23 protein-coding genes are annotated in these 26,050 nt (G+C 72.8%); 13 read left to right on the top strand and 10 right to left on the bottom strand.

What is annotated here, in order from left to right:
- Nucleotides 1-61: 61 nt before the first annotated feature.
- The 4 genes from AB0L37_RS06530 to AB0L37_RS06515 all read left to right on the top strand — a co-directional run bounded on the left by AB0L37_RS06530 (nucleotide 62) and on the right by AB0L37_RS06515 (nucleotide 3,599).
- Nucleotides 62-1,375, top strand: coding sequence for an MFS transporter (locus AB0L37_RS06530; RefSeq protein WP_365501438.1), 1,314 nt, complete (start codon nucleotides 62-64; stop codon nucleotides 1,373-1,375).
- 237 nt (nucleotides 1,376-1,612) lie between these two features.
- A complete protein-coding gene (locus AB0L37_RS06525) occupies nucleotides 1,613-2,089 on the top strand; it encodes a DUF2771 domain-containing protein (RefSeq protein WP_365500993.1) in 477 nt (158 codons plus the stop codon).
- Nucleotides 2,059-2,748: a futalosine hydrolase gene (locus tag AB0L37_RS06520; RefSeq protein ID WP_365500991.1), complete on the top strand. Its 690-nt coding sequence runs from the start codon at nucleotides 2,059-2,061 to the stop codon at nucleotides 2,746-2,748. Before AB0L37_RS06525 ends, AB0L37_RS06520 begins: the two co-directional genes overlap by 31 nt.
- Nucleotides 2,745-3,599, top strand: coding sequence for a 1,4-dihydroxy-6-naphthoate synthase (locus AB0L37_RS06515; RefSeq protein WP_365500989.1), 855 nt, complete (start codon nucleotides 2,745-2,747; stop codon nucleotides 3,597-3,599). Before AB0L37_RS06520 ends, AB0L37_RS06515 begins: the two co-directional genes overlap by 4 nt.
- Here AB0L37_RS06515 and AB0L37_RS06510 read toward each other — a convergent pair.
- Nucleotides 3,596-4,417 (bottom strand): hypothetical protein, encoded by an 822-nt coding sequence (locus tag AB0L37_RS06510; protein WP_365500987.1) that lies wholly within the window; start codon nucleotides 4,415-4,417, stop codon nucleotides 3,596-3,598. The two genes, AB0L37_RS06515 and AB0L37_RS06510, sit on opposite strands and share 4 nt — an antisense overlap.
- Before the next feature lie 71 nt (nucleotides 4,418-4,488).
- Nucleotides 4,489-4,872 carry a cold-shock protein gene (locus tag AB0L37_RS06505; RefSeq protein ID WP_365500985.1) on the bottom strand — a complete coding sequence of 128 codons (384 nt, stop codon included), beginning with the start codon at nucleotides 4,870-4,872 and terminating at the stop codon, nucleotides 4,489-4,491.
- Between the two features lie 168 nt (nucleotides 4,873-5,040).
- Here AB0L37_RS06505 and AB0L37_RS06500 point away from each other — a divergent pair, with 168 nt between their 5' ends.
- A complete protein-coding gene (locus tag AB0L37_RS06500) occupies nucleotides 5,041-5,298 on the top strand; it encodes a hypothetical protein (RefSeq protein WP_365500984.1) in 258 nt (85 codons plus the stop codon).
- On the opposite strand, the gene AB0L37_RS06495 is transcribed toward AB0L37_RS06500, so the two are convergent.
- Complete coding sequence (locus AB0L37_RS06495) at nucleotides 5,280-5,909, bottom strand: HAD family hydrolase (protein WP_365500982.1); 630 nt, start codon at nucleotides 5,907-5,909, stop codon at nucleotides 5,280-5,282. The genes AB0L37_RS06500 and AB0L37_RS06495 overlap by 19 nt on opposite strands.
- A 112-nt stretch (nucleotides 5,910-6,021) precedes the next feature.
- On the opposite strand from AB0L37_RS06495, the gene AB0L37_RS06490 reads away from it, so the two are divergent.
- Genes AB0L37_RS06490 through AB0L37_RS06475 form a run of 4 tightly spaced genes read left to right on the top strand, consistent with a single transcriptional unit; the run spans nucleotide 6,022 to nucleotide 9,890 of the window.
- Complete coding sequence (locus AB0L37_RS06490; RefSeq protein ID WP_365500980.1) at nucleotides 6,022-7,017, top strand: iron ABC transporter permease; 996 nt, start codon at nucleotides 6,022-6,024, stop codon at nucleotides 7,015-7,017.
- Complete coding sequence (locus tag AB0L37_RS06485) at nucleotides 7,014-8,087, top strand: iron ABC transporter permease (RefSeq protein WP_365500978.1); 1,074 nt, start codon at nucleotides 7,014-7,016, stop codon at nucleotides 8,085-8,087. Before AB0L37_RS06490 ends, AB0L37_RS06485 begins: the two co-directional genes overlap by 4 nt.
- Complete coding sequence (locus AB0L37_RS06480) at nucleotides 8,084-8,878, top strand: ABC transporter ATP-binding protein (RefSeq protein ID WP_365500976.1); 795 nt, start codon at nucleotides 8,084-8,086, stop codon at nucleotides 8,876-8,878. The genes AB0L37_RS06485 and AB0L37_RS06480 overlap by 4 nt, the downstream gene beginning before the upstream one ends.
- Nucleotides 8,879-8,927: 49 nt before the next feature.
- A complete protein-coding gene (locus AB0L37_RS06475) occupies nucleotides 8,928-9,890 on the top strand; it encodes an iron-siderophore ABC transporter substrate-binding protein (protein WP_365500974.1) in 963 nt (320 codons plus the stop codon).
- Between the two features lie 4 nt (nucleotides 9,891-9,894).
- Here AB0L37_RS06475 and AB0L37_RS06470 read toward each other — a convergent pair whose 3' ends face one another.
- Nucleotides 9,895-10,908 carry a hypothetical protein gene (locus AB0L37_RS06470; RefSeq protein WP_365500972.1) on the bottom strand — a complete coding sequence of 338 codons (1,014 nt, stop codon included), beginning with the start codon at nucleotides 10,906-10,908 and terminating at the stop codon, nucleotides 9,895-9,897.
- 165 nt (nucleotides 10,909-11,073) lie between these two features.
- Here AB0L37_RS06470 and AB0L37_RS06465 point away from each other — a divergent pair, with 165 nt between their 5' ends.
- Entirely contained in the window at nucleotides 11,074-12,189 is a 1,116-nt protein-coding gene (locus tag AB0L37_RS06465; RefSeq protein ID WP_365501436.1) for a glycosyltransferase 87 family protein, read from the top strand.
- Here AB0L37_RS06465 and AB0L37_RS06460 read toward each other — a convergent pair.
- The 3 genes from AB0L37_RS06460 to AB0L37_RS06450 form a co-directional block, all read right to left on the bottom strand.
- Nucleotides 12,141-13,784 carry a DNA repair helicase XPB gene (locus AB0L37_RS06460; protein WP_365500970.1) on the bottom strand — a complete coding sequence of 548 codons (1,644 nt, stop codon included), beginning with the start codon at nucleotides 13,782-13,784 and terminating at the stop codon, nucleotides 12,141-12,143. The two genes, AB0L37_RS06465 and AB0L37_RS06460, sit on opposite strands and share 49 nt — an antisense overlap.
- 79 nt (nucleotides 13,785-13,863) lie before the next feature.
- Complete coding sequence (locus tag AB0L37_RS06455; protein WP_365500968.1) at nucleotides 13,864-16,293, bottom strand: helicase C-terminal domain-containing protein; 2,430 nt, start codon at nucleotides 16,291-16,293, stop codon at nucleotides 13,864-13,866.
- A 205-nt stretch (nucleotides 16,294-16,498) separates the two neighbouring features.
- Nucleotides 16,499-18,751, bottom strand: a complete 2,253-nt coding sequence (locus AB0L37_RS06450) for a heavy metal translocating P-type ATPase (protein ID WP_365500966.1) — start codon at nucleotides 18,749-18,751, stop codon at nucleotides 16,499-16,501.
- A gap of 182 nt (nucleotides 18,752-18,933) precedes the next feature.
- Here AB0L37_RS06450 and AB0L37_RS06445 point away from each other — a divergent pair, with 182 nt between their 5' ends.
- A complete protein-coding gene (locus AB0L37_RS06445; RefSeq protein WP_365500964.1) occupies nucleotides 18,934-19,842 on the top strand; it encodes a hypothetical protein in 909 nt (302 codons plus the stop codon).
- A gap of 72 nt (nucleotides 19,843-19,914) precedes the next feature.
- Nucleotides 19,915-20,610 (top strand): copper homeostasis protein CutC, encoded by a 696-nt coding sequence (locus AB0L37_RS06440; RefSeq protein WP_365500962.1) that lies wholly within the window; start codon nucleotides 19,915-19,917, stop codon nucleotides 20,608-20,610.
- Nucleotides 20,611-21,085: 475 nt separating this feature from the next.
- Here the strand turns inward: AB0L37_RS06440 and AB0L37_RS06435 are convergent, their stop codons facing one another.
- Nucleotides 21,086-23,065: an ATP-binding domain-containing protein gene (locus AB0L37_RS06435; protein ID WP_365501434.1), complete on the bottom strand. Its 1,980-nt coding sequence runs from the start codon at nucleotides 23,063-23,065 to the stop codon at nucleotides 21,086-21,088.
- Between the two features lie 303 nt (nucleotides 23,066-23,368).
- On the opposite strand from AB0L37_RS06435, the gene AB0L37_RS06430 reads away from it, so the two are divergent.
- Complete coding sequence (locus tag AB0L37_RS06430; RefSeq protein WP_365500960.1) at nucleotides 23,369-23,560, top strand: hypothetical protein; 192 nt, start codon at nucleotides 23,369-23,371, stop codon at nucleotides 23,558-23,560.
- A gap of 205 nt (nucleotides 23,561-23,765) precedes the next feature.
- Here the strand turns inward: AB0L37_RS06430 and AB0L37_RS06425 are convergent, their stop codons facing one another.
- Nucleotides 23,766-24,440, bottom strand: a complete 675-nt coding sequence (locus tag AB0L37_RS06425) for a maleylpyruvate isomerase family mycothiol-dependent enzyme (protein WP_365500958.1) — start codon at nucleotides 24,438-24,440, stop codon at nucleotides 23,766-23,768.
- Between the two features lie 77 nt (nucleotides 24,441-24,517).
- Nucleotides 24,518-25,987, bottom strand: a complete 1,470-nt coding sequence (locus AB0L37_RS06420) for an MFS transporter (RefSeq protein WP_365500956.1) — start codon at nucleotides 25,985-25,987, stop codon at nucleotides 24,518-24,520.
- Nucleotides 25,988-26,050: the final 63 nt, after the last annotated feature.

The following is a 26,050-nucleotide window of genomic DNA, read 5'->3' as shown; positions in this document are numbered from 1 at the left end:
CGAGTACGGCGGTTCGGGCCCGGTTCGCGGGGCCGTCCGCAAGGTCGGCCGTGCCCTCCACCTGCCGTTCACGGGCACCGCGCGCGGTATCCGGAAGGCGACACACGCGCACGGCGCGGGCGAGTCGGGCCTCGGCAAACTGATCGAACTGCATGCCGTGAACGGCGCGGGCGACGTAATGATCACGATTGCGCTCGCGTCGACGGTCTTCTTCTCCGTGCCGACGGACGAGGCGCGCGGCCGGGTCGCGCTCTACCTGGCGATCACGATGGCGCCGTTCACACTCCTGGCCCCTGTCATCGGCCCGCTCCTGGACCGGCTGCCGCACGGGCGGCGCGCCGCGATGGCCGGTTCCATGCTGGCGCGGGCGCTGCTCGCGCTCGTCCTGTCGGGCGCGGTGGTGTCCGGCAGCCTGGAGCTGTACCCGGCGGCGCTCGGCGTGCTCGTGGCGTCGAAGGCGTACGGGGTGGTGCGCTCGGCGGTCGTGCCGCGCCTGCTGCCGACCGGCTTCTCCCTGGTGAAGGCGAACTCGCGGGTGACCCTGGCGGGGCTGCTCGCCACGGGGGCGGCGGCGCCGATCGGGGCGGGGTTGCAGTCCCTCGGCCCGCGCTGGCCGCTGTTCGGGGCGTTCACGCTGTACGTGGCCGGGATGTTCCTGTCGTTCTCGATGCCGCACAAGGTCGACTCGGCGAAGGGCGAGAGCAAGGCGCTGCTCGCCGCGGACGAGGAGCATCTGCACGGCCCCGCGAAGCGGACGGAACGACAGCGCAGGCCCGGTCTGCGCACCGTCGGCCCGGCCGTCACGCACGCGCTCGGGGCGAACGCGTCACTGAAGTGCCTCTCCGGGTTCCTGATCTTCTTCCTGGCGTTCCTGCTGCGCGAGCATCCGATGACGGGGCAGAGCGCGGCCGTGTCGCTCGGCATCGTCGGAGTGGCGGCGGGGGCCGGGAACGCGCTGGGGACGGCGGTCGGGGCGTGGCTGAAGGCGCGGGCGCCCGAGGTGATCATCGTGACCGTGGTGGCGGTCGTGCTCGGCGTCGCGATCACGTCGGCGATCTTCTTCGGGGCGCTGATGACGGCGTGCCTCGCGGCGTTCGCCGGGTTCGCGCAGGCCCTGTCCAAGCTGTCGCTGGACGCGACGATCCAGCGGGATGTGCCGGAGGCGGTGCGTACGTCCGCGTTCGCGCGCTCGGAGACGTTGCTTCAGGTGGCCTGGGTGGTGGGCGGGGCGATCGGGATCGCGCTGCCGTTGAACGGGGCGCTCGGGCTCTCCGTGGCGGCCGCGATCGTGGCGGTGGGGTGGCTGACGACGGTACGGGGCCTGCTGGCGGCGGCGCGTCGCAGTGGGCCGGTGCGGTCGGCTCGGGTCGCCTGAGCGTCTGCCGGATCTCGTCTCGTCGGCGGCTGCGGGTTCGGTGGGGGCTGGTCGCGCAGTTCCCCGCGCCCCTGAAGGCTTGCGGCTTCGCCGCTCAGCCTTCATCGGAGAAATGCGGCGCGCAGCGCCTGCATTTCAGGGGCGCGGGGAACTGCGCGACCAGCCACATACAACCCGCACACGCCGACGATCGACCCACCCGGCAAACGCACAGGCGGGTCCAGATAGCCTTCGCCCATGACCTCCCAGCGTTTCGCCGCGCGCCACCGCCGCGCCATGGCCGCCGCCGGTGCCGTCGGCGCCGGACTGCTCGTCCTCTCCGCCTGCGACAAGCCGACCCCGCTGGCCACCATCACGGTGGGCCGCAGCACGGTGAACTCCGAGGCCACCTGCTACAACGACGGCGACGCGCTCAAGCCGTCGTCGCTCCAGGGCTGCCTCAAGGACAAGGACGCCAAGTCCATCAAGGTCGACCCCGACGAGACCGTGCGCTTCGGTGTGGACCCGGAGATCGCGGACAAGGGCTGGACGATCCTGATGAACGGTCAGCCGCTCACGGACGCCAGCAAGAAGACGTACCGCACCGTCCCGGGCAGCGTGTTCTTCAACCAGCAGTACGGCGCCACCGGCTCGGCCACCACGGTCACGATCCTGTCGGGCGGCAACTCGAAGGCGTACGGCCTGTGGTCGTTCAAGCTCAAGAAGGACAGCTGACGGATATCGCGCGCGTCCTGGTCGCCACCGCCGTCCCCGCCGAACGGGACGCGGTGGCACACGGCGTACGTGAACATCCCGGCATCGACGTCATCGCCGTAGGCGTCGGCCCGGCCGCCGCCGCGGCCGGCACGGCCACCGCTCTCACCCGCGCCGAACTCACCGGCCGCCCCTACGCCCTGGTCGTCTCGGCCGGCATCGGCGGCGGCTTCACGGCGGCGCCCGGCGCGGTCCTGGTCGCCGACGCGATCACCGCGGCCGACCTCGGCGCCGAGACCCCCGAGGGCTTCGTCCCGGTCACCGACCTCGGTTTCGGCACCGTCACCCACCGTCCGCCGGCGTCCCTCGTACGAGACCTCGCCGCGGCCACGCCCTGTGCTGTCGGCACCGTGCTCACCGTCTCCACGGTGACCGGTACCGCCGACCGCGCGGCTCTCCTGGCCCAGTCGCACCCCGGCGCCGTCGCCGAGGCGATGGAAGGCTTCGGTGTCGCCGAGGCGGCCGCCGCGCACCACGTGCCCGTGGCCGAGATCCGCGCCGTCTCCAACGCCGTCGGCCCCCGCGACCGCGCCGCCTGGCGCATCGGTGACGCGCTCGCCGCACTCACCGACGCGTTCGGGAAGTGGGCGCCCGTACTGGAGAGTTGGAAGAACACATGACGGAACAGACCGCACGCATCGCCTTCTCGCCCTGCCCGAACGACACCTTCGTCTTCGACGCCTGGGCCCACGGCCGCGTCCCGGGCGCCCCCGCGCTCGACGTGACGTTCGCCGACATCGACATCACCAACGGCGTCGCCGAGCGCCGCGAGGACACGTACGACGTCCTGAAGGTGAGTTACGCGGTCCTGCCGTACGTCCTGGACGACTACGCGCTGCTGCCGTGCGGCGGCGCGCTCGGGCGCGGTTGCGGGCCCCTGGTGCTGACGCGGGAGGCCGGCGTCGACCTCTCCGGCAAGCGGGTCGCCGTGCCCAGCGAGACCTCCACCGCTTATCTGCTGTTCCGGCTGTGGGCCGCGGATGTCGTGCCCGGGGGTGTCGGCGAGATCGTCGTCATGCCGTTCCACGAGATCATGCCCGCCGTGCGCGACGGGAAGATCGACGCCGGGCTCGTCATCCACGAGGCCCGCTTCACGTACCAGAACTACGGTCTGCACAAGCTCGCCGACATGGGCGAGCACTGGGAGACCACGACGGGCCTGCCGATCCCGCTCGGCGCGATCATCGCCCGCCGCGACCTCGGGGCCGAGACGCTGCGCTCGTACGCCGAGACGATCCGCGCGTCGGTGCGCGCGGCCTGGGACGACCCCGAGGCCTCGCGCCCGTACGTGATGGAGCACGCGCAGGAGATGGACCCGGCCGTGGCCGACCAGCACATCGGCCTGTACGTCAACGAGTTCACCGCCGACCTCGGCGAGGACGGCTACGCGGCGGTGCGGGGTCTGCTGACCCGGGCCGCGGCCGAGGGCCTGGTCCCGGCGCTCGGGCCGGACGCGCTCGCATTCCCCTAGCCCAGTGCGACAGGGGGTCCCCAGGACGCCGGGGGCACGCGCACGATGCGGTCGAGGCGGCCCGCGAGCAGGTCGTCGTGGGCGAGGGCGAAGTCGCCGTTGGGCAGCGTCCGGTGCGTGAAGGCGGCGCCCATGACCCGGTCCGGCAGGAAGGCGCGCAGCGAGCGGCGCAGGCCGCCGCCGTGGACGCCCGCCGGGTAGTCGACCGGCTCGCCCCAGGCGGGGCCGCCCTCGTCGGTGCCGAAGACCAGCCGGTGGTCGGTGGCGACGGGCCTGCCGCGCACGGGCGGGCCGCCGGTGTGGCAGTCGAGGGCGGGCGCGGTCAGCAGGTCCGGGTCGTGCGGGTGGTACCGGAGGAACAGCGGGGCGGCGCGCTCCGCTTCGGCGTTGTCGAAGCAGCACAGGGCGAGCGCGTGGTCCGGGTAGCGCTGCGCGTAGAAGTCGATGAGCAGCGGGTCGACGCGCGGGCGCCTGCGCCGGGGGACCTCGGCGAGCGCGGCCGGGATCGCGCGGGCGTCGGCGGCGAGGACCACGGTGTAGATGTCGTGGTCGAAGATCTGGGCGGGCGGCGGGGCCTCGGTCCCGGTCCCGTCCATCCAGTCCATGCCGTCGCTCATCAGCGCCGGAGGCGGCGGTGCGGCGGCGTCGAGCAGCGCGTCCATCAGGTGCGGATGGTGCTGTGTGAAGAGGAAGTCGGCGGGGCGCAGGGGGCGGGCCGCGGGCAGGTGCAGCAGCATCGCGTTGGGGCCGTCGCCCCTGTTCTCGGCGGTGTTGCGGTAGCCGAGGACGTGGACCGTGCCGCGCCGGGGATGCGTCACGCGCCCGACGTACAACGCCGTGTCGGCGAAGACGGCGGGCGCGCTCGAGACGCACACGGCGCGGCGGGGCCTCAGACGTCCAGCTGGTCGGCGACCGCGCGGAGCAGGCCCGCGATCTTCGCCCCCGCGGCCTTGTCGGGGTAGCGGCCGCGCTCCAGCATCGGCGTGATGTTCTCGAGCAGCGTCGTCAAGTCCTGGACGATGGACGCCAGTTCGTCCGGCTTGCGGCGCTGGGCCACGGCGACGGACGGGGTCGGGTCGAGGATGGTGACGGAGAGCGCCTGGTCGCCGCGCTGTCCCGCGACCACCCCGAACTCCACGCGCTGGCCGGGCTTGAGAGCGTCTACGCCGGCGGGAAGTACCGAGGAGTGCACGAAGACGTCGCCGCCGTCGTCGCGGGAGAGGAAGCCGAAGCCCTTCTCGCTGTTGAACCACTTGACCTTGCCGGTAGGCACGTGAAGTCCTCGTCCTCGTACTAGAAAGAAAACGCTCTGGATAGCAGTACGACGGGTCGTGGTGTGCGACCCGCCGTGACCAAGACTATGGCGCACGGGGCCGGTGACAAGGTGTCGCCGAACGGTTCCCTTTGCTTGTCCCTCTGCGCTGGGAACTACCCTGGCTGGGTGCGCGACAAAACCCAAGCCAATTCCCGGGCCACCGAGTCAGGACCCGGCGACGGCCTCGTGAAAGCCGGTGGCATCGTCTTCGTCGTAGGAGCGATCGCCACCCTCGTCACGATGGCCCCTCTGTTCCTGGACACCGATCCGTTCCCGTCCATCGCTTATGCGGTGTGCATGTTGATGGGGATCGGTTTTCTGCTCGCCGCCGCGGGAGTTCTGCGCGGCGTCGCGGCGCAGCGCCGTCAGGCGCGCTCGACGTAGCTTTCCAGCCAGGCCGGGAATTCGGTCAGGTTTCCGAGCACCACGTCGGCGCCCGCCGCCCGCAGTTCGGCTGCGTCGCACGGGCCCGTGGTGACGCCCACCGAGAGGGCGCCGGCCGCGCGGGCGCCGCGGACGTCTCCGACGTGGTCGCCCACGTAGATGCTCGCGCCGTACTCGCGCAGCGCCTCGCCCTTGCCCTCGGCCCACAGGTCGCCGATGACGGCGTCGGCGTCGATGCCCAGGTGCTTGAGGTGCAGCTTCGCGTTGGGCTCGTACTTGGCGGTGACGACGATCGCCCGGCCGCCGGCCGCGTGCACGGCGGCCATCGTCTCGTGGACGCCCGGCATCGGCAGCGTCGGCTCGATGCCGTATGTGGGATACATCTCACGGTAGAGGTCGGCCATGGCCGGGATCCGTTCGGCCGGGAACCAGTTCGCGAGCTCGTCGGTGAGCGGCGGGCCCAGGCGCGTGACGACCAGGTCGGCGTCGACGTACGTACCGGTCTGCTCGGACAGGGCGACCCACGTCGTGCGGATGCCGGGCCTCGAGTCGATCAGGGTCATGTCGAGGTCGAAGCCGACGGTGAGCGCGGGGTCCTTGAGGGCAGCCATGGGGGCCATTGTGCCCGGGCATACGATGACCTTCACAACGCATACTTAGCTAAGCCTTACCAAGTCCACATACCGGCCACACCCCGGTCTCGATCTCGCGGAGAACACGCCCATGCCCGTCAGACGCCGCGCCGTCGCGATCGTGGCGGCGGCCGTGGCCCTGGCGCTCGCGGTGCTGCTCAGCCTCGCGGTCGGCGCCCGCGCGATAGCCCCGTCCGCCGTGTTCGACGCCCTGTTGCACGGTGGACACAGTGACGCCGCCGAGGTGGTGCGCGGGCTGCGGCTGCCGCGCACGCTCGTCGGACTGATGGTGGGGGCGGCACTCGCGCTCGCGGGCACCGTGTTGCAGGGCATCACCCGCAATCCGATCGCCGACCCGGGCATCCTCGGCATCAGCCAGGGCGCGTCGGTGGGTGTCGTGCTCGCCATCGCGTACGCCGGTGTCCACACGCTGACCGGGTACGTGTGGTTCGCGTTCGTGGGCGCGGGTCTCGCCTCGGTCGCCGTCTACGCGATCGCGTCCAGCGGCAGAGGCGGCGCGACGCCGGTGAAGCTGGCGCTCGGCGGCGCCGCGATCAACGCCCTGCTCGTCTCCGTGACGACCGCGGTCCTCACCACGAAGGCGTCCGCGCTCGACGAGTTCCGGTTCTGGCAGGTCGGCTCGCTCTCCGGGCGCGACTCCGAACTGGTCGGCCAGATCTGGCCGTTCCTGCTCGTGGGGGTGGTGCTCGTGTACTCGATCGCGCGCGGCCTGGACGCGCTCGCGCTCGGCGAGGACGTGGCGAAGGGGCTCGGACAGCGCGTCGCGACCGTACGGATCGTGGGCGGACTCGGCGCGACGGTGCTCACCGGAGTCGGGGTCGCCGCCGCCGGGCCGATCGCCTTCATCGGGCTCGCCGTGCCGCACATCGCCCGCGCCCTCGTCGGCTCCGACCACCGCTGGCTGCTGCCGATGGCCGCGCTCACCGGGCCGGTGATGCTGCTCGTCTCGGACACCGTGGGCCGGGTGATCTTCCCGCCGAGCGAGGTGCCCGCGGGCGTGATGACGGCGCTGATCGGGGTGCCGTTCCTGGTCACCCTGGTGCGCAGGAAGGCGGTGCCCGCGTGAGCACGCTCGTACGAGCAGGGGTGCGGCCCTCCGGTTACGCCGTCCTGCGCGCCGGACGCGCCCGCTTCCTGCTGCACCGCAGGGCGACGGTCGTCGCGGGGGTGCTGGCTCTGCTCCTGGCCGCCGCCTGTCTCGCCTATCTCTGCGTGGGCGAGACGTTCACCAGCCCCGTCGAGGTCCTCAAGGTCGTCACCGGCCGGCCGTCGCCGGACGAGCTGGTCGTCGGGACGCTGCGCGAGCCGCGGATGGTCGTCGGGCTCCTGGTGGGCGCGGCGTTCGGCGTCGCGGGCGCGCTGATCCAGACGGTCGCCCGCAACCCCCTCGCCAGCCCCGACATCATCGGCATCAGCCAGGGCGCGAGCGCGGTGACGGTCGCCGCGATGACCTTCGGGCTGACCAGCACGGCCGCGCTGCCGTACGTGTCCGTCGCGGGCGGTGTCGTCGCCGCCGCGCTCGTCTACGTCTTCGCCTGGCGCGGCGGCCTGCACGCCACCCGGTTCGTCCTGATCGGCATCGGCTTCGCGATCGCCCTGCGCTCGGTGACGACCCTGTTCATGACGAAGGGCGACTACCTGGTCGCCCAGCAGGCCCAGATCTGGATGACCGGGTCCCTCAACGGCCGCGGCTGGCCCGAGGCGCGGCCCCTCGCCCTGGTCCTGCTCGTCCTCGTGCCGTGCGTCGCATGGGCGGCCCGCGCGCAGCGCACGGTCTCCCTGGACGACGACACGGCCACGGCGCTCGGCGTCCGGCTCGGCCGGGTCCGGCTCGGCCTGGTGGCGCTCGGCGTCATCCTGGCCTCCGTCGCCACGGGCGCGGCCGGCCCGGTCGACTTCGTGGCGCTGCTCGCCCCGCAGATCGCCCGCCGCCTCACCCGGACCGCACAGATCCCGCTGGTCTGCTCGGCGCTGCTCGGGGCGCTGATCGTGGTCGTCGGCGACCTGCTCGCGCGCCGTCTCTTCTCCCCCACCGAACTCCCGGTCGGCGTGCTCACGGCCGCGGTCGGAGCCCCGTACCTGATCTGGCTGATCGTCCGCAGCCGTACCGTCCGCCCTTCCGGAGGCACCGCATGAGCCGGCTCTCGGCCCGCGACCTGACGCTCGCCTACGAGGACCGCACCGTCGTGCACGACCTCGACCTGGACATACCCGACGGGCAGGTCACGGTGATCGTCGGCCCGAACGCCTGCGGCAAGTCGACGACCCTGCGCGCGCTCGGCCGCCTGCTCAAGCCGAAGAGCGGCTCGGTGGTCCTCGACGGCAAGGCCCTCGCGGAGGTCCCGACCAAGAGGATCGCCCAGCAGATCGGGCTGCTCCCCCAGTCGCCCACCGCGCCCGAGGCGATCACGGTCGCCGACCTGGTCTCGCGCGGCCGCCAGCCGCACCAGCACTGGTGGCAGCAGTGGTCGGACGCGGACGAGAAGGCCGTCACGGACGCCATGGAGCGCACCGATGTCGCGACGCTCGCCGACCGCAGCGTTGACGAGCTCTCCGGCGGCCAGCGCCAGCGCGTCTGGATCGCCATGGCCCTCGCCCAGGAGACGGAGATCCTGCTCCTGGACGAGCCCACGACCTACCTGGACATCTCGCACCAGGTCGAAGTCCTGGACCTCGTACGGCAGTTGAACCACGACAAGGGGCGCACGGTCGCCGTCGTCCTGCACGACCTCAACCAGGCGGCCCGGTACGCCGACCACCTCGTGGCCATGAAGGCGGGCCGGATCGTCGCCGAGGGCGCCCCCTCCAAGATCGTCACCGCGGACCTCGTGAAAGAGGTCTTCGGCCTGGACTGCGTGGTCGTCCCCGACCCGGTGACCGGCTCGCCCCTGGTGGTCCCCGGCGCGCCGTGGAGCGCCACCGCCTGACCTTCAAGCCTGTCCGTACGCCCGTCAGACGCGACCCGAAAGGCACCCCATGCTCAAGCACCGCGGCACTGGCATCGGCACCCTCGCACTCGGTCTCACCCTGTCCCTGACGGCCTGCACCTCGGACGACTCCGGGAAGAAGGCGTCCGGTCCCACGAGCACGACGCACACCGTGAAGACCGCGATGGGCGACGTGAAGGTCAAGAACGCCCCGAAGCGCGTCGTCGTCCTCGACACCGCCGAGCTGGACTCGGCGGTCACGCTCGGCGTGACGCCCGTCGGGGCCACCCGGGCCGGTGCCGAGGACGCCTTCCTCTCGTACCTCCCGAAGTCCGCGACGAAGGACATCACGGAAGTCGGCGAGATCACCGCGCCGAACCTGGAGAAGATCGCCGGCCTCAAGCCCGATCTGATCCTCAGCTCCAAGGTCCGCGACGGGCAGCGGTACAAGCAGCTCAGCGCCATCGCCCCGACCGTCCTGACCGAGACGACCGGCTACCCCTGGAAGCAGAACTTCCTGGTCCACGCGGACGCGCTCGGCAAGAAGGCGCGGGCGAAGACGGTGATCAAGAAGTACGAGGCCCGCGCCGCGGCGGTCACCAAGGCGCTCGGCGGGAAGGCGAAGGCGGCGAGGACGGACGTCAACGTCGTCCGCTTCGTCGAGGGCGCCGACATCCGCATCTACGGCGAGCGGAACTACATCGGCACGATCCTCGCCGACGTCGGCGTCGGCCGGCCCGCGATCACCGACAAGGCCAAGGACGGCTTCTCGTACGACGTCAGCCCCGAGCAGATCGACAAGGCGGACGCGGACGTCATCTTCACGTCCACGTACGGCAGTCCGGGCAAGGCGAAGGTCACGCAGACCACGACGAGCGGCCTGTGGAAGAACCTCAAGGCCGTCAAGGACGGCAAGGTCTTCCAGGTGGACGACGAGCTGTGGATCCAGGGCATCGGCTACACGGCGGCGAACCAGATCCTGACGGAGCTCCAGTCCGACCTGACGCGCTGACCGGTCATCGGCTTCGCTGGGAGCGCCAGACCAGGTACAGGGCCGAGGCGACGGCCGCGCAGCGCAGGACCCACGGCCAGGTGTCGGCGAGCGCTCCGCTCATCCGGCCGTCGGCGATCGGCTCGCCCCAGCGGCCTTCGCTGCGGCCCCACAGCCAGACGATGCCACCCGCCGCGGCGAGCCCCGGCAGGCCGAAGACGGCCCACTTCTTCTGGCCGAGGGTGAGCCGGCGGGAGAGGTAGACGACGGCCCAGCCGAGCAGCAGCGCCAGGACGTTGCCCAGGATCGCGCCCGCGACCAGGGCCACGGCGGCGAGCAGGAGCAGCGGGTTGGTCCAGCCGGCGGCGGGGCCGAGGCGGGGCAGGGTGCGCCGCGAGGCCGCGGCCTCGATGACCTCGTCCTCCTCGTCGGCCGCGTCGTCGGCCTCGATGACCTCGGGGAGCGGCTTCTTGCGCAGGTCGGGCGCGTCCCGCTTCGGCGGCGACTTGAGAATGTCCGGGATCTCGACGCCGCCCGTGAACCCGGGCACGGTGTCGGTCTCGCCCAGGCCGCCCGGGCCGCCGTCGGCGACGGCCCACCAGTCCATGTCCGGTGCGGACGAGCCGAGTTCGTCGGTGCCCGCGAGGTGCGGCGGCGACGGCGCGTCCCGGTCGAGGTCCCGTACGGGTTCGGGCGCGGGCTCGCGGCGCGGGCGCGGCACCATCTTGCGCAGGGCGGCCGCCCGGCCGGTCCGCTGCTCGGGCACCTCCGGCGCGAACTCCACCGGTGCGGCGCCGCCCGACGAACCGCCGTTCTCGCGCGCCTCGGTGACGATCCGGTCCGGGCTGCCCAGGCGCTCCAGGATGCGGCGCACGGCGGCGGGGCTGTCGACGGTGACCCTGGCGCGGCGCCGGTCGATCTCGTTGCGCAGCTCGGAGACCAGGCGCATCCGGGCCTGGGACGGCAACTGGCGCTGCTGGGCCAGGTCCCCGACCCTGCTCAGATAGTCGAAGACGATCTGGTCGCTCTCGATCCCCACGAAGTCCCCTCCGGGGCGGTGCGGTTGACGCCTCGACGGTATCGCGCCCTCACGACATCCGGGCACCCGCCCGCCGGACAACACCGCCACAAGGTCACCCGATTCGTCCGGGATCACCTACAGTCACGTCTCGTGACCGTACGCACACGAACCGCCGCCCACCTCCTGCTCGCCGTGTCCGTCGCGGCCTTCGTGACCCTCTGCGCCGTCCAACACGCCCCGATGGCCGATGTGTTGGTGTACCGGGCGGAGGGGGCCGCGGCGGCACGGGGGGACGGTGGCGCCGGGCTCTACGGGTTCACGGTCACGCGGTGGCAACTCCCCGCCACCTACCCGCCGTTCGCGGCGCTGCTCTTCGTGCCGACGACGTGGCTGCCGCTGCCCGCACTCAAGGCGGTGTGCCTGCTCGGCAACGTCGCGCTGCTCGCCCTGCTGGTCCACCTGTCCTGCCGCCTCGCGGGACTGCGGCCTTCGCGGGCCACGGTCCGCGCGCTCACGGCGGGCGCCCTGTGGCTCGAACCGGTCTTCCAGACGGCCCTGTTCGGCCAGGTCAACCTGGCCCTCGCCTGCCTGATCCTGTGGGATCTGACCAGGCCGGCCGGGGCCCGCGGCAAGGGCGTCGCGCTCGGGATCGCGGCCGGGATCAAGCTCACCCCGGCCGTCTTCATCGCCTACCTGCTGCTCACCGGGCGCCGTCGCGAGGCGGGCCGCGCGGTGCTCGGTCTCGCCGGGACGGTGGCGGTCGGGGCGGCCGTACTGCCGTACGCGGCCTGGGAGTTCTGGACGCGGCGGCTGTTCGAGACGGGCCGGGTCGGCAAGGCGTGGATCGTCGACAACCAGTCGTTGCAGGGGCTGATCGCGCGCGCCCTGCACACCACCGAGCCCGGCCCGCTCTGGGCGGTCCCGGCGGTGCTCGCCGGGGCGGCGGGCCTGTACGCGGCCCGCGCCGCCCGCACCCCGGCCCGCGGCGTCGCGTACACGGCGCTGACCGCGCTGCTCGTCTCGCCGGTCAGCTGGTCGCACCACTGGGTGTGGTGCGTGCCGCTGCTCGCGGTGCTGTGGGCGGAGGGGCAGCACCGTACGGCGGTCGCGCTCGCCGTCGTCTTCACGGCGCGCACCATGTGGCTGCTGCCCCACCAGGGAGACCTGGATCTCCAACTGGCGTGGTGGCAGCAGCCGTTGGCGTCCCCGTATCCGATTCTGGGGGTCGCCCTCGTGGCCGCCGGGTGCCGTCAGCCCTCGGCGAGGAGTTCGTCCGCGTCGACGATCCGGTACGCGTAGCCCTGCTCGGCCAGGAAGCGCTGGCGGTGGGCCGCGAAGTCCTGGTCGATGGTGTCGCGGGCGACGACCGAGTAGAAGCGGGCCTCGTGCCCGTCGGCCTTCGGGCGCAGCACGCGGCCGAGCCGCTGGGCCTCTTCCTGCCGCGAACCGAAGGTGCCCGACACCTGGATGGCGACGGTGGCTTCCGGCAGGTCGATGGAGAAGTTGGCGACCTTCGACACGACGAGAACGGAGATCTCGCCCTGCCGGAACGCCTCGAAGAGCTTCTCGCGGACGGCGTTCGTCGTCTCGCCCTTGATGACCGGGGCGTCCAAGTGGGCGCCCAGCTCGTCGAGTTGGTCGATGTACTGGCCGATGACGAGGGTCTGCTCGCCCGCGTGCTTCTTCACCAGCGCCTCGGTCACCTTCCGCTTGGTGGCGGTGGTGGCGCAGAAGCGGTACTTCTCCTCGGCCTCGGCGGTGGCGTACGCGAGCCGCTCGGAGTCGGTGAGGTTGACGCGGACCTCGACGCAGTCGGCGGGCGCGATGTAGCCCTGCGCCTCGATCTCCTTCCACGGGGCGTCGAACCGCTTCGGGCCGATCAGCGAGAAGACGTCCGACTCGCGGCCGTCCTCGCGGACGAGGGTCGCGGTGAGCCCGAGACGGCGGCGCGCCTGGAGGTCGGCGGTGAACTTGAAGACGGGCGCCGGCAGCAGGTGCACCTCGTCGTACACGACAAGGCCCCAGTCGCGGGAGTCGAACAGCTCCAAGTGCGGATACACACCCTTCCGCTTCGTCGTCAGCACCTGGTACGTGGCGATGGTGACGGGCCGGATCTCCTTCTTCGTACCGCTGTACTCACCGATCTCGTCCTCGGTGAGCGAGGTCCGCTTCACCAGCTCGTGCTTCCACTGGCGGGCGGAGACGGTGTTGGTGACGAGGATCAGGGTCGTCGCCTTGGCCTGCGCCATCGCACCGGCCCCGACCAGCGTCTTGCCCGCTCCACAGGGCAGCACGACGACACCGGAGCCGCCGTGCCAGAAGCCCTCCACGGCCTGCTTCTGGTACGGGCGAAGGGACCAGCCGTCCTCGGCGAGCTCGATGGGGTGCGCCTCGCCGTCGACGTAACCGGCGAGGTCCTCGGCGGGCCAGCCCAGCTTGAGGAGCGTCTGCTTGATCTGGCCGCGCTCGGAGGGGTGCACGGCGACGGTGTCGGCGTCGATGCGGGCGCCGACCAGCGGCTGGATCTTCTTCGAGCGCAGGATCTCTTCGAGGACGGGCCGGTCGGTGCTGGTGAGGACGAGGCCGTGGGCCGGGTGCTTGCTCAGGGTGAGGCGGCCGTAGCGGTCCATCGTCTCGGCGATGTCGACCAGCAGCGCGTGCGGCACGGGGTAGCGGCTGAACTCGACGAGCGCGTCGACGACCTGCTCCGCGTCATGGCCCGCCGCCCGCGCGTTCCACAGGCCGAGCGGCGTGAGCCGGTAGGTGTGGATGTGCTCGGGCGCCCGCTCCAGCTCGGCGAACGGGGCGATCGCCCGGCGGCAGGCGTCGGCCTGCTCGTGGTCGACCTCCAGGAGCAGGGTCTTGTCCGACTGGACAATCAGTGGACCATTCACGCGCGGCACCCTTCCGTTCGGCCTCTGTCGTTCGGCCAAACGTCCAGTGTGCCGCATCGCGGCGGCTGCGTGACGTGACTCAGCTCGCGTCCGGCTCCAGCTCGGCGACGCCCGTCACCCGGTGCAGCGGGTACGTCCGTACCTCGTCGGCCGTGTGGTCGTACGCCGTGACGAAGCCGCCCTCGACGCGGATCGGGGCGATGACGCGCTGGCTGGCGGCGCCCTCGGCGTTGACGTAGCCGATCCACAGGCTCTCGCCCGTCATGACGGCGGCCTGCATCGTGGCGAGGGTGTCGGCGGCGGCGGTGCGGGGGAAGTCGCCGTTCGCGACCGGGGCCTGCTTGCGCGGCGTCGTGGCCGCCATGTCGCCCGCTCTGATCGACCGGATCGCGGCGTCGAGGAGGGTGCCGTCGGGCAGCGGCGGCCCCTCGGGGACCGGCTCGGGGGCGGTGCGCGGCGGGGTGCGGTGGGCGTGCGCGCGGGTGATCATCACGTCGCCGTCGGGGGTCTCCGCGGCGGGCGCGAAGCCCATCGAGCGCAGGCCTTCGAGGAGCGTGCCCGGGTCGGCCTGGGCGGCCAGGACCGTGGGCGCGAGGCGGCGCAGGCGCAGCGCGGCGGACCGCGAGTCGGCCAGGATCTCGCCGAGCACGGAGTCGTCGTCGCAGCGCACGTACGCGGAGGCGGCGCCGATGCGCAGGTGGCCGTGGCGGCGGGCCACGTCGTCGATGAGGTAGGCGAGCGGCTGCGGAACCGGCGTGCGGGAGTGCTGGGTCAGGAAGGTGTGCAGGTCGGAGGCGGTGCGCCCGGCGTCGAGCGCGCGGCGCACCGAGCCCGGCGTGAACCGGTACACGGTCGCGCCGCCCTTCGACTCGACGTCGGCGAGGACGGCGAGGGTGTCCGCGAGCGGCCGCTCCAGCGGGCCCGGGGCGACCGCGGTGAGGTCGGCCTGGAGCAGGACGTGGTCGAGCGGCTCGGGCAGGAGCGGGGCGAGGAGCTTCTCGACGCGGGCGGCGGTGACGGCGGTCTCACCGGGCGTCTCCGCCGAGGTGTCCAGCAGGGCGCGGCCGTGCGCGGAGAGCGCGCCGCGGCCGGTGACACCGAGCAGCTCGGCCTCCTCCAGCGTCCAGCGGGCGAGGCGGATGCGCAGGTCGAGGGCGCCGGGCGAGGGCCGCTCCCAGGTCAGGCGGTCGGTCACGGACTCGGGGTCGGGGGCCGCGCCCTCGGGGAGGCCGGCCACCATGCCGAGCACCCGGCGCCGCACCTCCGGCGCCGCACTGCGGTCGAGGTGGGGCCCGAGCGCCGACAGCGTGCGGTCCTTGCCGTCGCGCCCGCCGACCAGGCCCGCGGTGCGGGTCGCCGCCAGCCACGCCGTCGCAAGACGCGTCCACCGCGCGGCCGGGGGCAGCTCGGCCCACTCGTCGTAGGCGGGGGTCGCCGCGTACCGCTCGTCGGCCTCGCCGTCGGACGCCAACAGCCCTGCCGCATAAGCGAGTTCGACCCAGAAGGCCGCGGTCTGTTCCGTCGTGTCGAGCGCGGCGGCGGTGCGCTTGAGGTCCCGTACGCTCAGGCCGCCCGCGCGCAGCACGGCCGGGCCGCCCTCGTCCCAGTCCTTCAGGAGCTCCTCGACGGTGTCGAGCGCCGTGTACGCCTGGGCGGCCGCCGCCGCGTCCACAACCTGTGGACGGTGCGTCGCCTTCTCCCGCACCTCGGGCGCGAGCGGCTCCAGGGTCCGGTGCGCCCGGCCGCCGCGCAGATGCAGGGCCGCCTCGCGTGGCAGCACGACGGTGCCGGGGTTCGTGGGCACGAGCAGCGCCCGGTCGAGCAGCCAGCGCAGGTGCGCGGCGGGCCGCGCGGTGACCTGCCCGTACGGGGGTCCCCACACCAGCCGGTTCAGTACGTCGACGGACTCGGCCGGGGCTTCGTCGAGCAGCGCCGACATCCGCTCGGGCGAGGTGAACAGCTCGGTGAGCGAGGCCACCGCGGAGACCGGGTCGTGCGTGGAGGGCAGCCCGGCCGCGGCGACGATCTCCTGGATCCGTCCCGGCGACATGCCCGAGGTCGCCTCGGCGACGGTCGGCCCGAGGCCGGTCGGGGAGGGGTGCTGCGGTGTGGGGGCGAGCAGCTCGCGCGCGGTGCGCACCAGACGCAGCTGGTCGTCGCCGCCCCACACCAGGGCCTGTTCGCGCAGGGTGGCGACGGCGCCCGGCAGCACGTCGGCGGTGTGCTCGCCGGGCAGCAGCGCGAGAAGCTGCCCGTACGTCGCCGGCTCCGGCCCCACCGCGAGCGCCTGCGCCACCTGCTGCGTGAACCGGTCCAGGTGGTCCAGGGCGCGGATGACCGAGGCGCGGGTCCCCGCGCGGGTCGCGAGCTGCGTCAGATCGTTCGGCACCGGCCCGAGCAGATCGGGCCGCGCCCGGAGAAGCCGCGCCAGTGAGGCGTCGTCCCTGGCGCGGAGCGCTTCCGCGAGGGACCGGGGTGCTGCCGCCGGCTTCTGCTCGTTGGGGCTCATCTGGTCCACGGTAGCGGGTGGGTTCGCGGGGGCACGCTCCTGCGGCGCGTGGAGAGCGGGCCTCGGCACATCAAGTCCCTGCGGCGCTTGAGCAGCGGGGCCCGGGGCAGAGCCCCGGGACCTCAGCTTCGATGCCGGGTGCGGCGCCGTGGGGGCTGGTCGCACAGTTCCCCGCGCCCCTGGCGGGGCCGCACCTCCCGCCCCTCTAGAAGCCCGCCTTGAAGCTCCGCAGCCGCAGGCTGTTGGCGACCACGAAGACCGACGAGAAGGCCATGGCCGCGCCCGCGATCATGGGGTTCAGGAGGCCTGCCGCGGCGAGGGGCAGCGCCGCCACGTTGTAGGCGAACGCCCAGAACAGGTTCGAGCGGATCGTGCCCAGGGTCTTGCGGGAGAGGCGGATCGCGTCGGCCGCCGATCGCAGGTCACCCCGTACGAGCGTGAGGTCACCAGCCTCGATCGCCGCGTCCGTGCCGGTGCCCATCGCCAGGCCCAGGTCGGCCTGGGCGAGCGCCGCCGCGTCGTTGACGCCGTCGCCGACCATGGCCACCGAACGCCCCTCGCCCTGAAGGCGCTTGACGACGTCGACCTTGTCCTGGGGCAGGACCTCCGCGATGACGTCCTCGGCGTCGATGCCGACCTCGGCGGCGACGGACCGCGCCACGGCCTCGTTGTCGCCGGTCAGGAGCACCGGGCGGAGGCCGAGCGCCCGCAGCCTGCGGATCGCGTCGGCGCTGGTGTCCTTCACCGCGTCGGCGACCTCCAACACCGCGCGGGCCTCGCCGTCCCAGGCCACCGCGATGGCCGTACGCCCTGCCGCCTCGGCCGCCGCCTTGGCGCGGGCCAGTTCGACGGGCAGGTGGATCTCCCACTCGGTGAGCAGCTGCTCGCGGCCGACGAGTACGGCGTGGCCCTCGACGACGCCCTGGACGCCGAGCCCGGCGACGTTCGCGAAGTCCTCGGGGACGGGGAGTTCGCCCTCGTAACCTGCTGCTACCGCTCGCGCGATGGGGTGCTCGGAGGAGTGCTCCAACGCACCGGCCAGGCGCAGGACTTCAGCAGCGGTCGTGCCCTCGGCGACGTGCGTGGCGAGGAGCGTCATACGGCCGGTGGTCACCGTGCCGGTCTTGTCGAGGACGATCGTGTCGACCTTGCGGGTCGTCTCCAGGACCTCGGGACCCTTGATGAGGATGCCGAGCTGGGCGCCGCGCCCCGTGCCGACCATCAGCGCGGTCGGCGTGGCGAGCCCGAGGGCGCAGGGGCAGGCGATGATCAGTACGGCGACGGCGGCGGTGAACGCGGCGGTCCAGCCGGCACCGCTGCCGAGCCAGAAGCCGAGCGTGGCGACGGCGAGCGCGATGACGACCGGGACGAACACGGCGGAGATCTTGTCGGCGAGGCGCTGGGCGGCGGCCTTGCCGTTCTGCGCGTCCTCCACCAGGCGTGCCATGCGGGCGAGTTGGGTGTCGGCGCCGACGCGGGTGGCCTCGACGACGAGGCGTCCGCCGACGTTCAGGGTGGCGCCGGTGACGGTGCCGCCGGTGGCGACCTCGACCGGCACGGACTCGCCGGTGAGCATCGAGGCGTCGACCGCCGAGGAACCCTCGACGACGGTGCCGTCGGTCGCGATCTTCTCTCCGGGCCGTACGAGGAAACGGTCGCCGACCTTCAACTCGCTGACCGGGATGGTCTGTTCGTGGCCTCCGTCATGGACCACGGTGACGTCCTTGGCACCGAGTTCGAGCAGCGCCTTCAGCGCGGCGCCCGCCTTCCGCTTGGAGCGCGCCTCGAAGTAACGGCCCGCGAGGATGAACGCGGTGACGCCGGCGGCGGCCTCCAGGTAGATGTTCCCCGCGCCGTCGCTGCGCGCGATGGTCAGCTCGAAGGGGTGCGTCATGCCGGGCGTGCCGGCCGTGCCGAAGAACAGCGCCCACAGGGACCACAGGAACGCGGCCGACGTACCGACCGAGATCAGCGTGTCCATCGTCGCGGCGCCGTGCCGCGCGTTCGTGAACGCCGCCTTGTGGAAGGGCCAGGCCGCGTACGTCACGACCGGCGCGGCCAACGTCAGGGACAGCCACTGCCAGTACTCGAACTGGAGGGCCGGGATCATCGCCATCGCGATGACGGGCACGGACAGGAGCACCGCGGTGATCAGCCGCTGCCGCAGCGGCCGCAGCTCGTCGCCGGCCTCACCCCCGGCCTCCTGGGACGCCTCGGCCGCCGGGGGCGCGGGCTCCTGCGCCGTGTAGCCGGTGGCCTCGACGGTGGCGATGAGGTCCGCGACGTCGACACCGTCCGCGAAGGAGACCTTCGCCTTCTCGGTCGCGTAGTTGACGGTCGCCTCGACGCCGTCCATCCGGTTCAGCTTCTTCTCGATACGGGCGGCGCACGACGCGCAGGTCATGCCGCCGATGGCGAGTTCCACCTGCGCGGGTGGGGCGACGGTGTGCGCCGACATGGTGCCTCCTCGGTGAGATCCGTGAGCGGATACCCCGGCCGGGTACCCCTTGCTGAGATCCATTTATACCCCTGGGGGGTATTGAAAGCAAGGCGCGGGCCGGGCTTGACTTCATACCCCCTAGGGGTATCTTCGTTCTCGTGGCCGACCGGCCCGCACCGCTCAAAACCTGGGGAGTCGTCATGCGTACGGGACTGAAGATCACCGCCTTCGCCGCCGCCGTCACCGCCACCTTCGGCACCGCGTACGGGGTGGGGGCCGGCGTCGGCCCCGTCACGGCGGAGGAGCGCCCGGCGGACGCGCACGGGGGCGCACACGGTGACACTCACGAGGAGGAAGCCGGGAAGGAGGCCGGGCACGGCGGACACGCGGAGGCCGCGGGTGACGCGAAGACCCCCGGAGGCCTCCAGGTCTCCGAGCGCGGCTACACCCTCGACCTGGCCCGGGACCGGCTCCCCGGCAAGAAGGGCGAGATCCGCTTCACCATCCGCAAGGACGCCACCGGCAAGCCCGTGACCTCGTACAAGAAGGAGCACGGCAAGGAGCTCCACCTGATCGTCGCCTCGCGGGACCTGACCGCGTACCGGCATCTGCACCCCGTACGGGCTGCGGACGGCACCTGGTCGACGCCGGTCTCGCTGCCGAAGGCGGGTGACTACCGGGTCTTCGCGGACTTCACGCCGCGCGGCGAGGAGGAGGGCCTGACGCTGGGCGCGGACCTCGGGGTCGCGGGCGCCTACGCACCGGCGGCGCTGCCCGAGCACGCGGTGACGGCGCGGGTGGCGGACGGGTACGAGGTGAAGGTCGACGGGGAGCTGCGGGCGGGGACGGCGAGCGAGCTCACGCTCAGCGTCAGCAAGGACGGCCGGCCGGTGACCGATCTTGAGCCGTACCTCGGGGCGTACGGGCACCTGGTCGCGCTGCGTTCGGGCGACCTCGCCTACCTCCACGTTCACCCGCATGACGGCAAGCCCGGCCCCGAGGTTTCGTTCACCGCGACCGCGCCGAGCACGGGGACGTACCGGCTCTTCCTGGACTTCAAGCACGGCGGCGAGGTCAGGACGGCTGCGTTCACGGTGCACGCGGCGTAGGCTGGGCGGGACATTGGACTAGACCTGTCGCGCACGGGTGATCGGCGCGCAGGTGACAGGTGAAGGGGCCTCATGAGCGAGCGGGCAGTCCTGGAGGTGATCGCCCTCGACGCCGAGGACGCGATCGCCGCCCAGGCCGGAGGCGCGGACCGGCTTGAGCTGGTCACGGACATGGCGGCCGACGGCCTCACCCCGTCCGTGGAGACGTTCGAGGCGATCCGCGCGGCCGTGGACATCCCGCTGCGCGTGATGCTCCGCCTCGCCGACGGCTTCGCGGCGGGCGACGTGTCCGCTCTCGTACGGGCCGCGGGCGCCCTGCGCTCCGCGGGCGCCGACGAGTTCGTCCTCGGCTTCCTCGACGACCACGGCGGCCCCGACCTCGCCGCCGTCGAGCGGATCGTGGCGGAGCTCGACGGCTGCCGGTGGACGTTCCACCGGGCCATCGACCGGGCCGCGGACCGCGACGCCCTGCGCAAGCAGCTCGCCGACCTGCCCGGCCTCGACACGTATCTGACGGCGGGCTCGGCGGCGGGCGTGGACGCCGGCCTCGACGTCCTCACCGCGGAGGCGTCCCGCTCCGCATCCGGGGAGCCCGGGTACGGGCAGCAGATCCTGGTCGGCGGGGGGCTCCGCCTGGAGCATGTCGCCGGGCTGCGGGCTGCCGGGATCTCGGCGTTCCACATCGGCGGGGCGTCTCGGCCGGACGGCTGGGCGGGCCCGGTTTCGGCGTCTGCGGTACGGGTGTGGCGCGAGGCCTTGGACGCCTGAGCCTCCGGCGCCGCTCGAGCCCATCATCGGGCCTGGGCAGTCGGCCTGGGCACATCAAGCCCCTGCGGCGATTGAGCAGCGGGGTCCGGGGCAGAGCCCCGGGCCTCAGCGCCGTTGCCGGTCACGCTTTCGTCGGCGGGTGCCGCGCCGTCGTGGCTGCTCGCGCAGTTCCCCGCGCCCCTGACGGGGCGATTGAGCAGCGGGGTCTGGGGCGGAGCCCCGGGCCTTGGCGTCGTTGCTGGTTGCGCTTTCGTGGGCGGGTGCCGCATCGTCGTGGCTGGTCGCGCAGTTCCCCGCGCCCCTGGCGGGGCGATTGAGCAGCAGGGTCCGGGGCGGAGCCCCAGGCCTCAGCGCCGTTGCCGGTCGCGTTCTCGTTGGCGGGTGCCACACCGTCGTGGCTGGTCGCGCAGTTCCCCGCGCCCCTGACGGGGTGCACCTGCAGCCGGGCTGCGCAGATACAGCCCCGCTACAGCGGCTACGCCAGGCCGAGTTCCGCCGGCAGCGGCGCCGAATGGGCCACCACGAGGCCCGACACCGCTCGGGTCAGAGCCACGTACAGGCGGCGCAGCCCCGTGCGCTCGTCCGGCTCCCCGTCGACCACCGCGGCCGGCTCGTCCAGGACCACGTAGTCGTACTCGAGGCCCTTCGCGAGGGACGCGGGGACGAGGGTGAGGCGGGACGCGGCGGTCGTCTCCTCGCCCGGGGAGAGGTACGCGAGGCCCGCTCCGGTCAGGGCCGCGCCCAGCGCCTCGCAGCGGGCGTCCGCCGCGATGAGACCGACCGAGCCCTCGTTCTCCAGGGCCTCGCGGCACGCGGCGACGATGTCCGCGTCGTCCGTGACCGGCCTGACCTCGAACTGCCCGGGGTTCTCGCGCACCGACCTCACCGGGGCGAGGCCGGGCGCGATGTGCGGGAGCAGCCGTGAGGCGTAGGTGATGACGTCCGTCGGCACGCGAAAACCCGCCGTCAGCTCCTCGATCACGGCGTCCGGCTTGCCGAGATGGTTCAGCGCCTCGGCCCAACTCCGCGTAGCCCAGGGCGTGGTGCCCTGCGCGAGGTCGCCGAGGACCGTGACCGAACCGGTCGTCGCCCGCCGCCCCACCGCGCGGTACTGCATCGGCGACAGGTCCTGCGCCTCGTCGAGGACGACGTGCCCGAGCGAGTGCGTGCGCTCGATGAGATCGCCGACCTCGTCGATCAGCACGGCGTCCGCGGCCGACCACTTGGCGGACTTCACGCTGCGCGGGAGCTTCGCCCACAGCACGGTCTTCTGCTCGTCCTCGTCGAGCAGCCCCGCCGCGTGCTCGGCGAGGAACTCCGCGTCGGACAGCAGCCGCAGCACCAGTTTGGCCGGGTCGACGGCCGGCCAGACCGCCTTGACCGCGGCCTTCACGGCGGCGTTCCGGGCGACGGAGTCCTGCACGCGGTCGTCCGGCGCCTCGCCCGCCCGCTCCATCTGGACGAGCACGGCGTGCGCGATCCGCTGCGGCAGCGCGTCGCGCGCGGCGCCGTACCGCATGTCGCGCTCGGTCAACTCCCGCACGATGTCCTCGAATTCGTACGAGGCGACGCGCCATCGGCGTGATCCCCGTACGACCACGACGCCCTCGGCCGGCGCCTTGATGTGCGAGCGCAGGGCGCGCCGCAGGACTTCGGCCATCCGGGCGTCGCCCTTGATCACCGCGGCGGCCGCGTCGTCCGTGCCGCGCACCTCCACGTGCGTGCCCTGCGCGACGAGGTCGTCGACCGTCGCCTGCTTGACCTCCAACTCGCCCAGCGCGGGCAGCACTTGTTCGATGTAGTGCAGGAACGACTTGTTCGGCCCGATGACGAGGGTGCCGGTGCGGGCGAGGCGCTCGCGGTGGGCGTAGAGGAGGTAGGCGACACGGTGCAGGCCGACCGCGGTCTTTCCCGTGCCCGGGCCTCCCTGGACGCAGACGGACCCCGCGAGGCCGCTGCGCACGATCTCGTCCTGCTCGGGCTGGATGGTCGCCACGATGTCGCGCATCGGGCCGACACGCGGGCGCTCGATCTCCTGCTGGAGCAGCGCGCTGGTGCGGGCCACTTCCTCCGGGTCGGACAGGTGCTCGTCCTCGTACGCGGTCAACTCCCCGCCGGTGTAACCGAATCGGCGGCGCAGCGCGATGTCCATCGGGTCCTTCTTCGAGGCCCGGTAGAACGGCTGCGAGACGGGGGCGCGCCAGTCGATGACCATGGGGTCGCCGTCCGCGTCGTGCACATGGCGCCGGCCGATGTAGAACTGCTCGCCGTCAGCACCCTCCGCCTGCTCGGCGCCCGGCGCGTGCAGGTAGTCGAGCCGGCCGAAGAACAGCGGGGTGTGGCTCAGGTCGGCCAGCGCCTTGATCCGCTCGTCGATCTGGCGCTGGAGCACCTCCGCGTTCACCCAGTTCGCGGTGACGTCGCGGATGTCGAGCGCCTGGGCGTCCTCGCGCATGGCGCGCAGGGCGGCGCGGGACGATACGAGGTGCGCGCGCTCGCGGTCGAGCGGTGACGTGCTCACGGGGTTCTGCCTCCGGCTCCGAGGTACGGGTACTGGTACACAAGGCTCCGGCCGGTTTCCGTCCGGTCGGCGACGCGCTCCGGCTGCGCCGGGCGGGGGGAGACGGGCGAGTGTACGGGACAGCTGCCGGGCCGGGCCAACCATTTCCTTCCCTAGGGGACGGGTCCCCCGCGGGTCGTACGACGGTTACACCCTGGGGCCGATGTGCGCGGTATGCCCGAATCGCATCCTTGAGGCATGACTACAGCGACCATCACCCCGGCCCCGTCCGGCGCCACCGCGGCGACGGGCACGCACCGTCCGCACCGCGTCGGCGACACGGTGCGGGCGATCCGAGTCTTCGCCGCCGCGGCGTTCAGCGTGGCCGTCCTGGGCACGACGGACCCGGCCCTCCTTCGTGACGCGGGTGTCGTGAAGCGCCGCGCTTAAGGGGCGCGGGGCTGTATCGACATGTGACTCCGCCCCGTCAGGGGCGCGGGGAACTGCGCGACCAGCCACGACGACGCTGCACCCGCCCACGAAAACGCAACCGGCAACGGCGCTGAGGCCTGGGGCTCCGCCCCGGACCCCGCTGCTCAATCGCCGCAGGGGCTTGATGTGCCCAGGCCCTCGATGTGGCCGGGCCACATGGACGTCACCCGAACAAGTTCAGCTCCCTCTCCCCCACCCCGGCCAACTCATACCGCGCCCCCACCACATGCCGCCCCGAATAGAGCCGCAGCAACGTGCTCGCGCCCCCGATGTACCGGCCCGGCGGCGCCGCCTCCGCCGGGGCGCCCAGGACGAGCGGCGTGTCCAGGTCGTCGACGTCCGCGTGGAGCGCCACATGCCCCCGGTCCCGGCTGATCCGGACCAGTAGTTCAAGGGCGAGCGGCAACCCGGACCCCGCGTACGCCCCGGGCTCACCGAAGGCCTCCCGTACGTCGCCCGCGTGGATCCACTCCCCCAGCGCGACCGCGTCGAGCACCCCGCCGGCCTTGGCGATGGCCGCACCCGCCTCGGTCATCCCGCGCTCCAGCTCGTCGACGACCTCCTGGTGCGACCAGGCGGCCCGCTCGGCGATGTCCCGGTCGTTGCACTCGGGGCTGAAGACCCCCTTCTCGAACCGGCTCTCCACGACCCGCATCAGCGCGGCCGAACAGTGCGCGAGCACATCCCGCACCGCCCACCCCGGACACGCGGTCCGCAGCGCGAAGTCCTCGTCGGGCCGCGCCCGCAGCAGTGGGATCAGGGCGTCCCGTTCCGTCACCAGGAGCCGCCCGGGCAGCTCGGGGTCCCGTATGTCGTCTCGTACGGCGTCTGTAGTCATGGCCACACGGTAAGGCGCCCGCCGCTCCGGGAGAGGAGCAACGGGCGCCCTGCACCGACCAGTTGGCCGACAGCCACTCACACGCCGGCCTCTTCGCTCGCCGAAGCCGAAGCCGAATCCGGAGCCGAATCCGAATCCGGAGCCGCAGTCGCAGTCGCAGTCGCAGCCGGCTCGCGCCGCATCAACGCCAGCGTCACCACTCCCCCGACCGCCGCGATCCCGGCGGCCCCGAGGAACGCGGCGCTGAACCCGTCCGTCAGCGCCGGCAGGTCCCCGAGCCGCCCCGCCCCCTGCGAGGTCGCGAGGGCGGTGAGCGCGGCGAGGCCGAGCGCCGAGCCGACCTGGTACGTGGTGTTGACGATGCCGGAGGCCAGGCCCGCCTGCTCCTGCGGCGCCCCGGACATGGCGGCCATCATCGCGGGGATGTACGCGAGGGACATGCCGAGCGCGGCGACCAGCGACGCCGGCAGGACGTCGATCACGAACGACCCCGTGGGCCCGACCGCCGACAGCCACACCAGACCGGCCGCGAGCACGAGCAGCCCCGCCCCGATCAGCCGCTTCGCCCCGAACCGGCCGAGCAGCCGCGCCGTGACGGCGGTCATGAAGATCATCAGGAGCCCGGTCATCGGCAGCAGGGCGGCGCCGGACGCGAAGGCCCCGTAGCCGAGCACCTGCTGGAGGTAGAGGTTGAGGAAGTACCACATCGGGATCCAGGCCGCGCCGAGCAGCGCCATCGCCAGGTTCGCCGACCCGAGCCGCGGGATCCGCCACACGCCGAGCGGCATCAGCGGGGCGCGGACCGCCCGCTGGACGCCGATGAACAGCCCCAACAGGAGCGCGGCACCCAGCAGTTGGAGCACCGTCGCCGTCGCGCCCCACCCGATCTCCGGCGCCCGCACCACGGCGTACACGGCGAGCGCGAGCCCGGCCGTCACGAACGCGGCGCCCAGTACGTCGACGGCGCCCCGGCGCGGCGCGACGGCGGGCAGCAGGCCGGTCGCGGCGAGGGTGGCGAGGCCGATGGGCACGTAGATGACGAACACCCACGGCCAGCTCAGCCACTCGGTGAAGACGCCGCCGAGGAACACCCCGGCCGTGCCGCCGGCCGGTGCCGCGGCACCGTAGAGCGCCATCGCCTTGCCGAGCTCCTTCGGGTCGTGCCCGAACAGCATCATCAGGAGCGTCATGGCGGCGGGCGCGATCAGCGCCCCGCCCACGCCCTGCACGGCCCGCCCGGCGACCTCGACCCACGCGGTCTGCGCGGCCGCGGCGACGACGGACCCGGCGATCAGGACGCTCCATCCGCCGACGAACACCTTGCGCGCCCCGAGCAGGTCCGACAGGCGCCCGCCGAGCAGCAGCAGTCCGCCGAAGGCGATGACGTACGCGTTGAAGACCCATTGGAGGTCGCCCTGCGAGAACCCCAGGTCCTTCTGCATCTCGGGGAGCGCGACCCCGATGATCGACGTGTCCATGATGACCATGAACTGCGCGGTGGCGAGCACGAGCAGCGCCCACCAGCGCCGTGGGTTGACCCCGTCCATGACATTCCCTCCCGAGTACGTGACCTTAGATACCCCCAGGGGGTACCGGACGCCGAGGAACGT

This window comes from Streptomyces sp. NPDC052225 (assembly GCF_040679615.1).
Lineage (GTDB): Bacteria > Actinomycetota > Actinomycetes > Streptomycetales > Streptomycetaceae > Streptomyces.
The sequence above is the reverse complement of the archived record's forward strand: the minus strand, read 5'-3'. Positions and strand labels throughout refer to the sequence as shown.

What these genes read in the sequence shown, in the direction of transcription:
- AB0L37_RS06440 (WP_365500962.1), top strand. Translation starts at nt 19,915, where the DNA reads ATGAGCGAGCGGGCAGTCCTGGAGGTGATCGCCCTCGACGCCGAGGAC.
- AB0L37_RS06490 (WP_365500980.1), top strand. Translation starts at nt 6,022, where the DNA reads ATGCCCGTCAGACGCCGCGCCGTCGCGATCGTGGCGGCGGCCGTGGCC.
- AB0L37_RS06430 (WP_365500960.1), top strand. Translation starts at nt 23,369, where the DNA reads ATGACTACAGCGACCATCACCCCGGCCCCGTCCGGCGCCACCGCGGCG.
- AB0L37_RS06435 (WP_365501434.1), bottom strand. Translation starts at nt 23,065, where the DNA reads ATGCGCGAGGACGCCCAGGCGCTCGACATCCGCGACGTCACCGCGAAC.
- AB0L37_RS06525 (WP_365500993.1), top strand. Translation starts at nt 1,613, where the DNA reads ATGACCTCCCAGCGTTTCGCCGCGCGCCACCGCCGCGCCATGGCCGCC.
- AB0L37_RS06480 (WP_365500976.1), top strand. Translation starts at nt 8,084, where the DNA reads ATGAGCCGGCTCTCGGCCCGCGACCTGACGCTCGCCTACGAGGACCGC.
- AB0L37_RS06495 (WP_365500982.1), bottom strand. Translation starts at nt 5,909, where the DNA reads ATGGCTGCCCTCAAGGACCCCGCGCTCACCGTCGGCTTCGACCTCGAC.
- AB0L37_RS06450 (WP_365500966.1), bottom strand. Translation starts at nt 18,751, where the DNA reads ATGTCGGCGCACACCGTCGCCCCACCCGCGCAGGTGGAACTCGCCATC.
- AB0L37_RS06455 (WP_365500968.1), bottom strand. Translation starts at nt 16,293, where the DNA reads ATGAGCCCCAACGAGCAGAAGCCGGCGGCAGCACCCCGGTCCCTCGCG.
- AB0L37_RS06445 (WP_365500964.1), top strand. Translation starts at nt 18,934, where the DNA reads ATGCGTACGGGACTGAAGATCACCGCCTTCGCCGCCGCCGTCACCGCC.
- AB0L37_RS06425 (WP_365500958.1), bottom strand. Translation starts at nt 24,440, where the DNA reads ATGACTACAGACGCCGTACGAGACGACATACGGGACCCCGAGCTGCCC.
- AB0L37_RS06475 (WP_365500974.1), top strand. Translation starts at nt 8,928, where the DNA reads ATGCTCAAGCACCGCGGCACTGGCATCGGCACCCTCGCACTCGGTCTC.
- AB0L37_RS06515 (WP_365500989.1), top strand. Translation starts at nt 2,745, where the DNA reads ATGACGGAACAGACCGCACGCATCGCCTTCTCGCCCTGCCCGAACGAC.
- AB0L37_RS06420 (WP_365500956.1), bottom strand. Translation starts at nt 25,987, where the DNA reads ATGGACGGGGTCAACCCACGGCGCTGGTGGGCGCTGCTCGTGCTCGCC.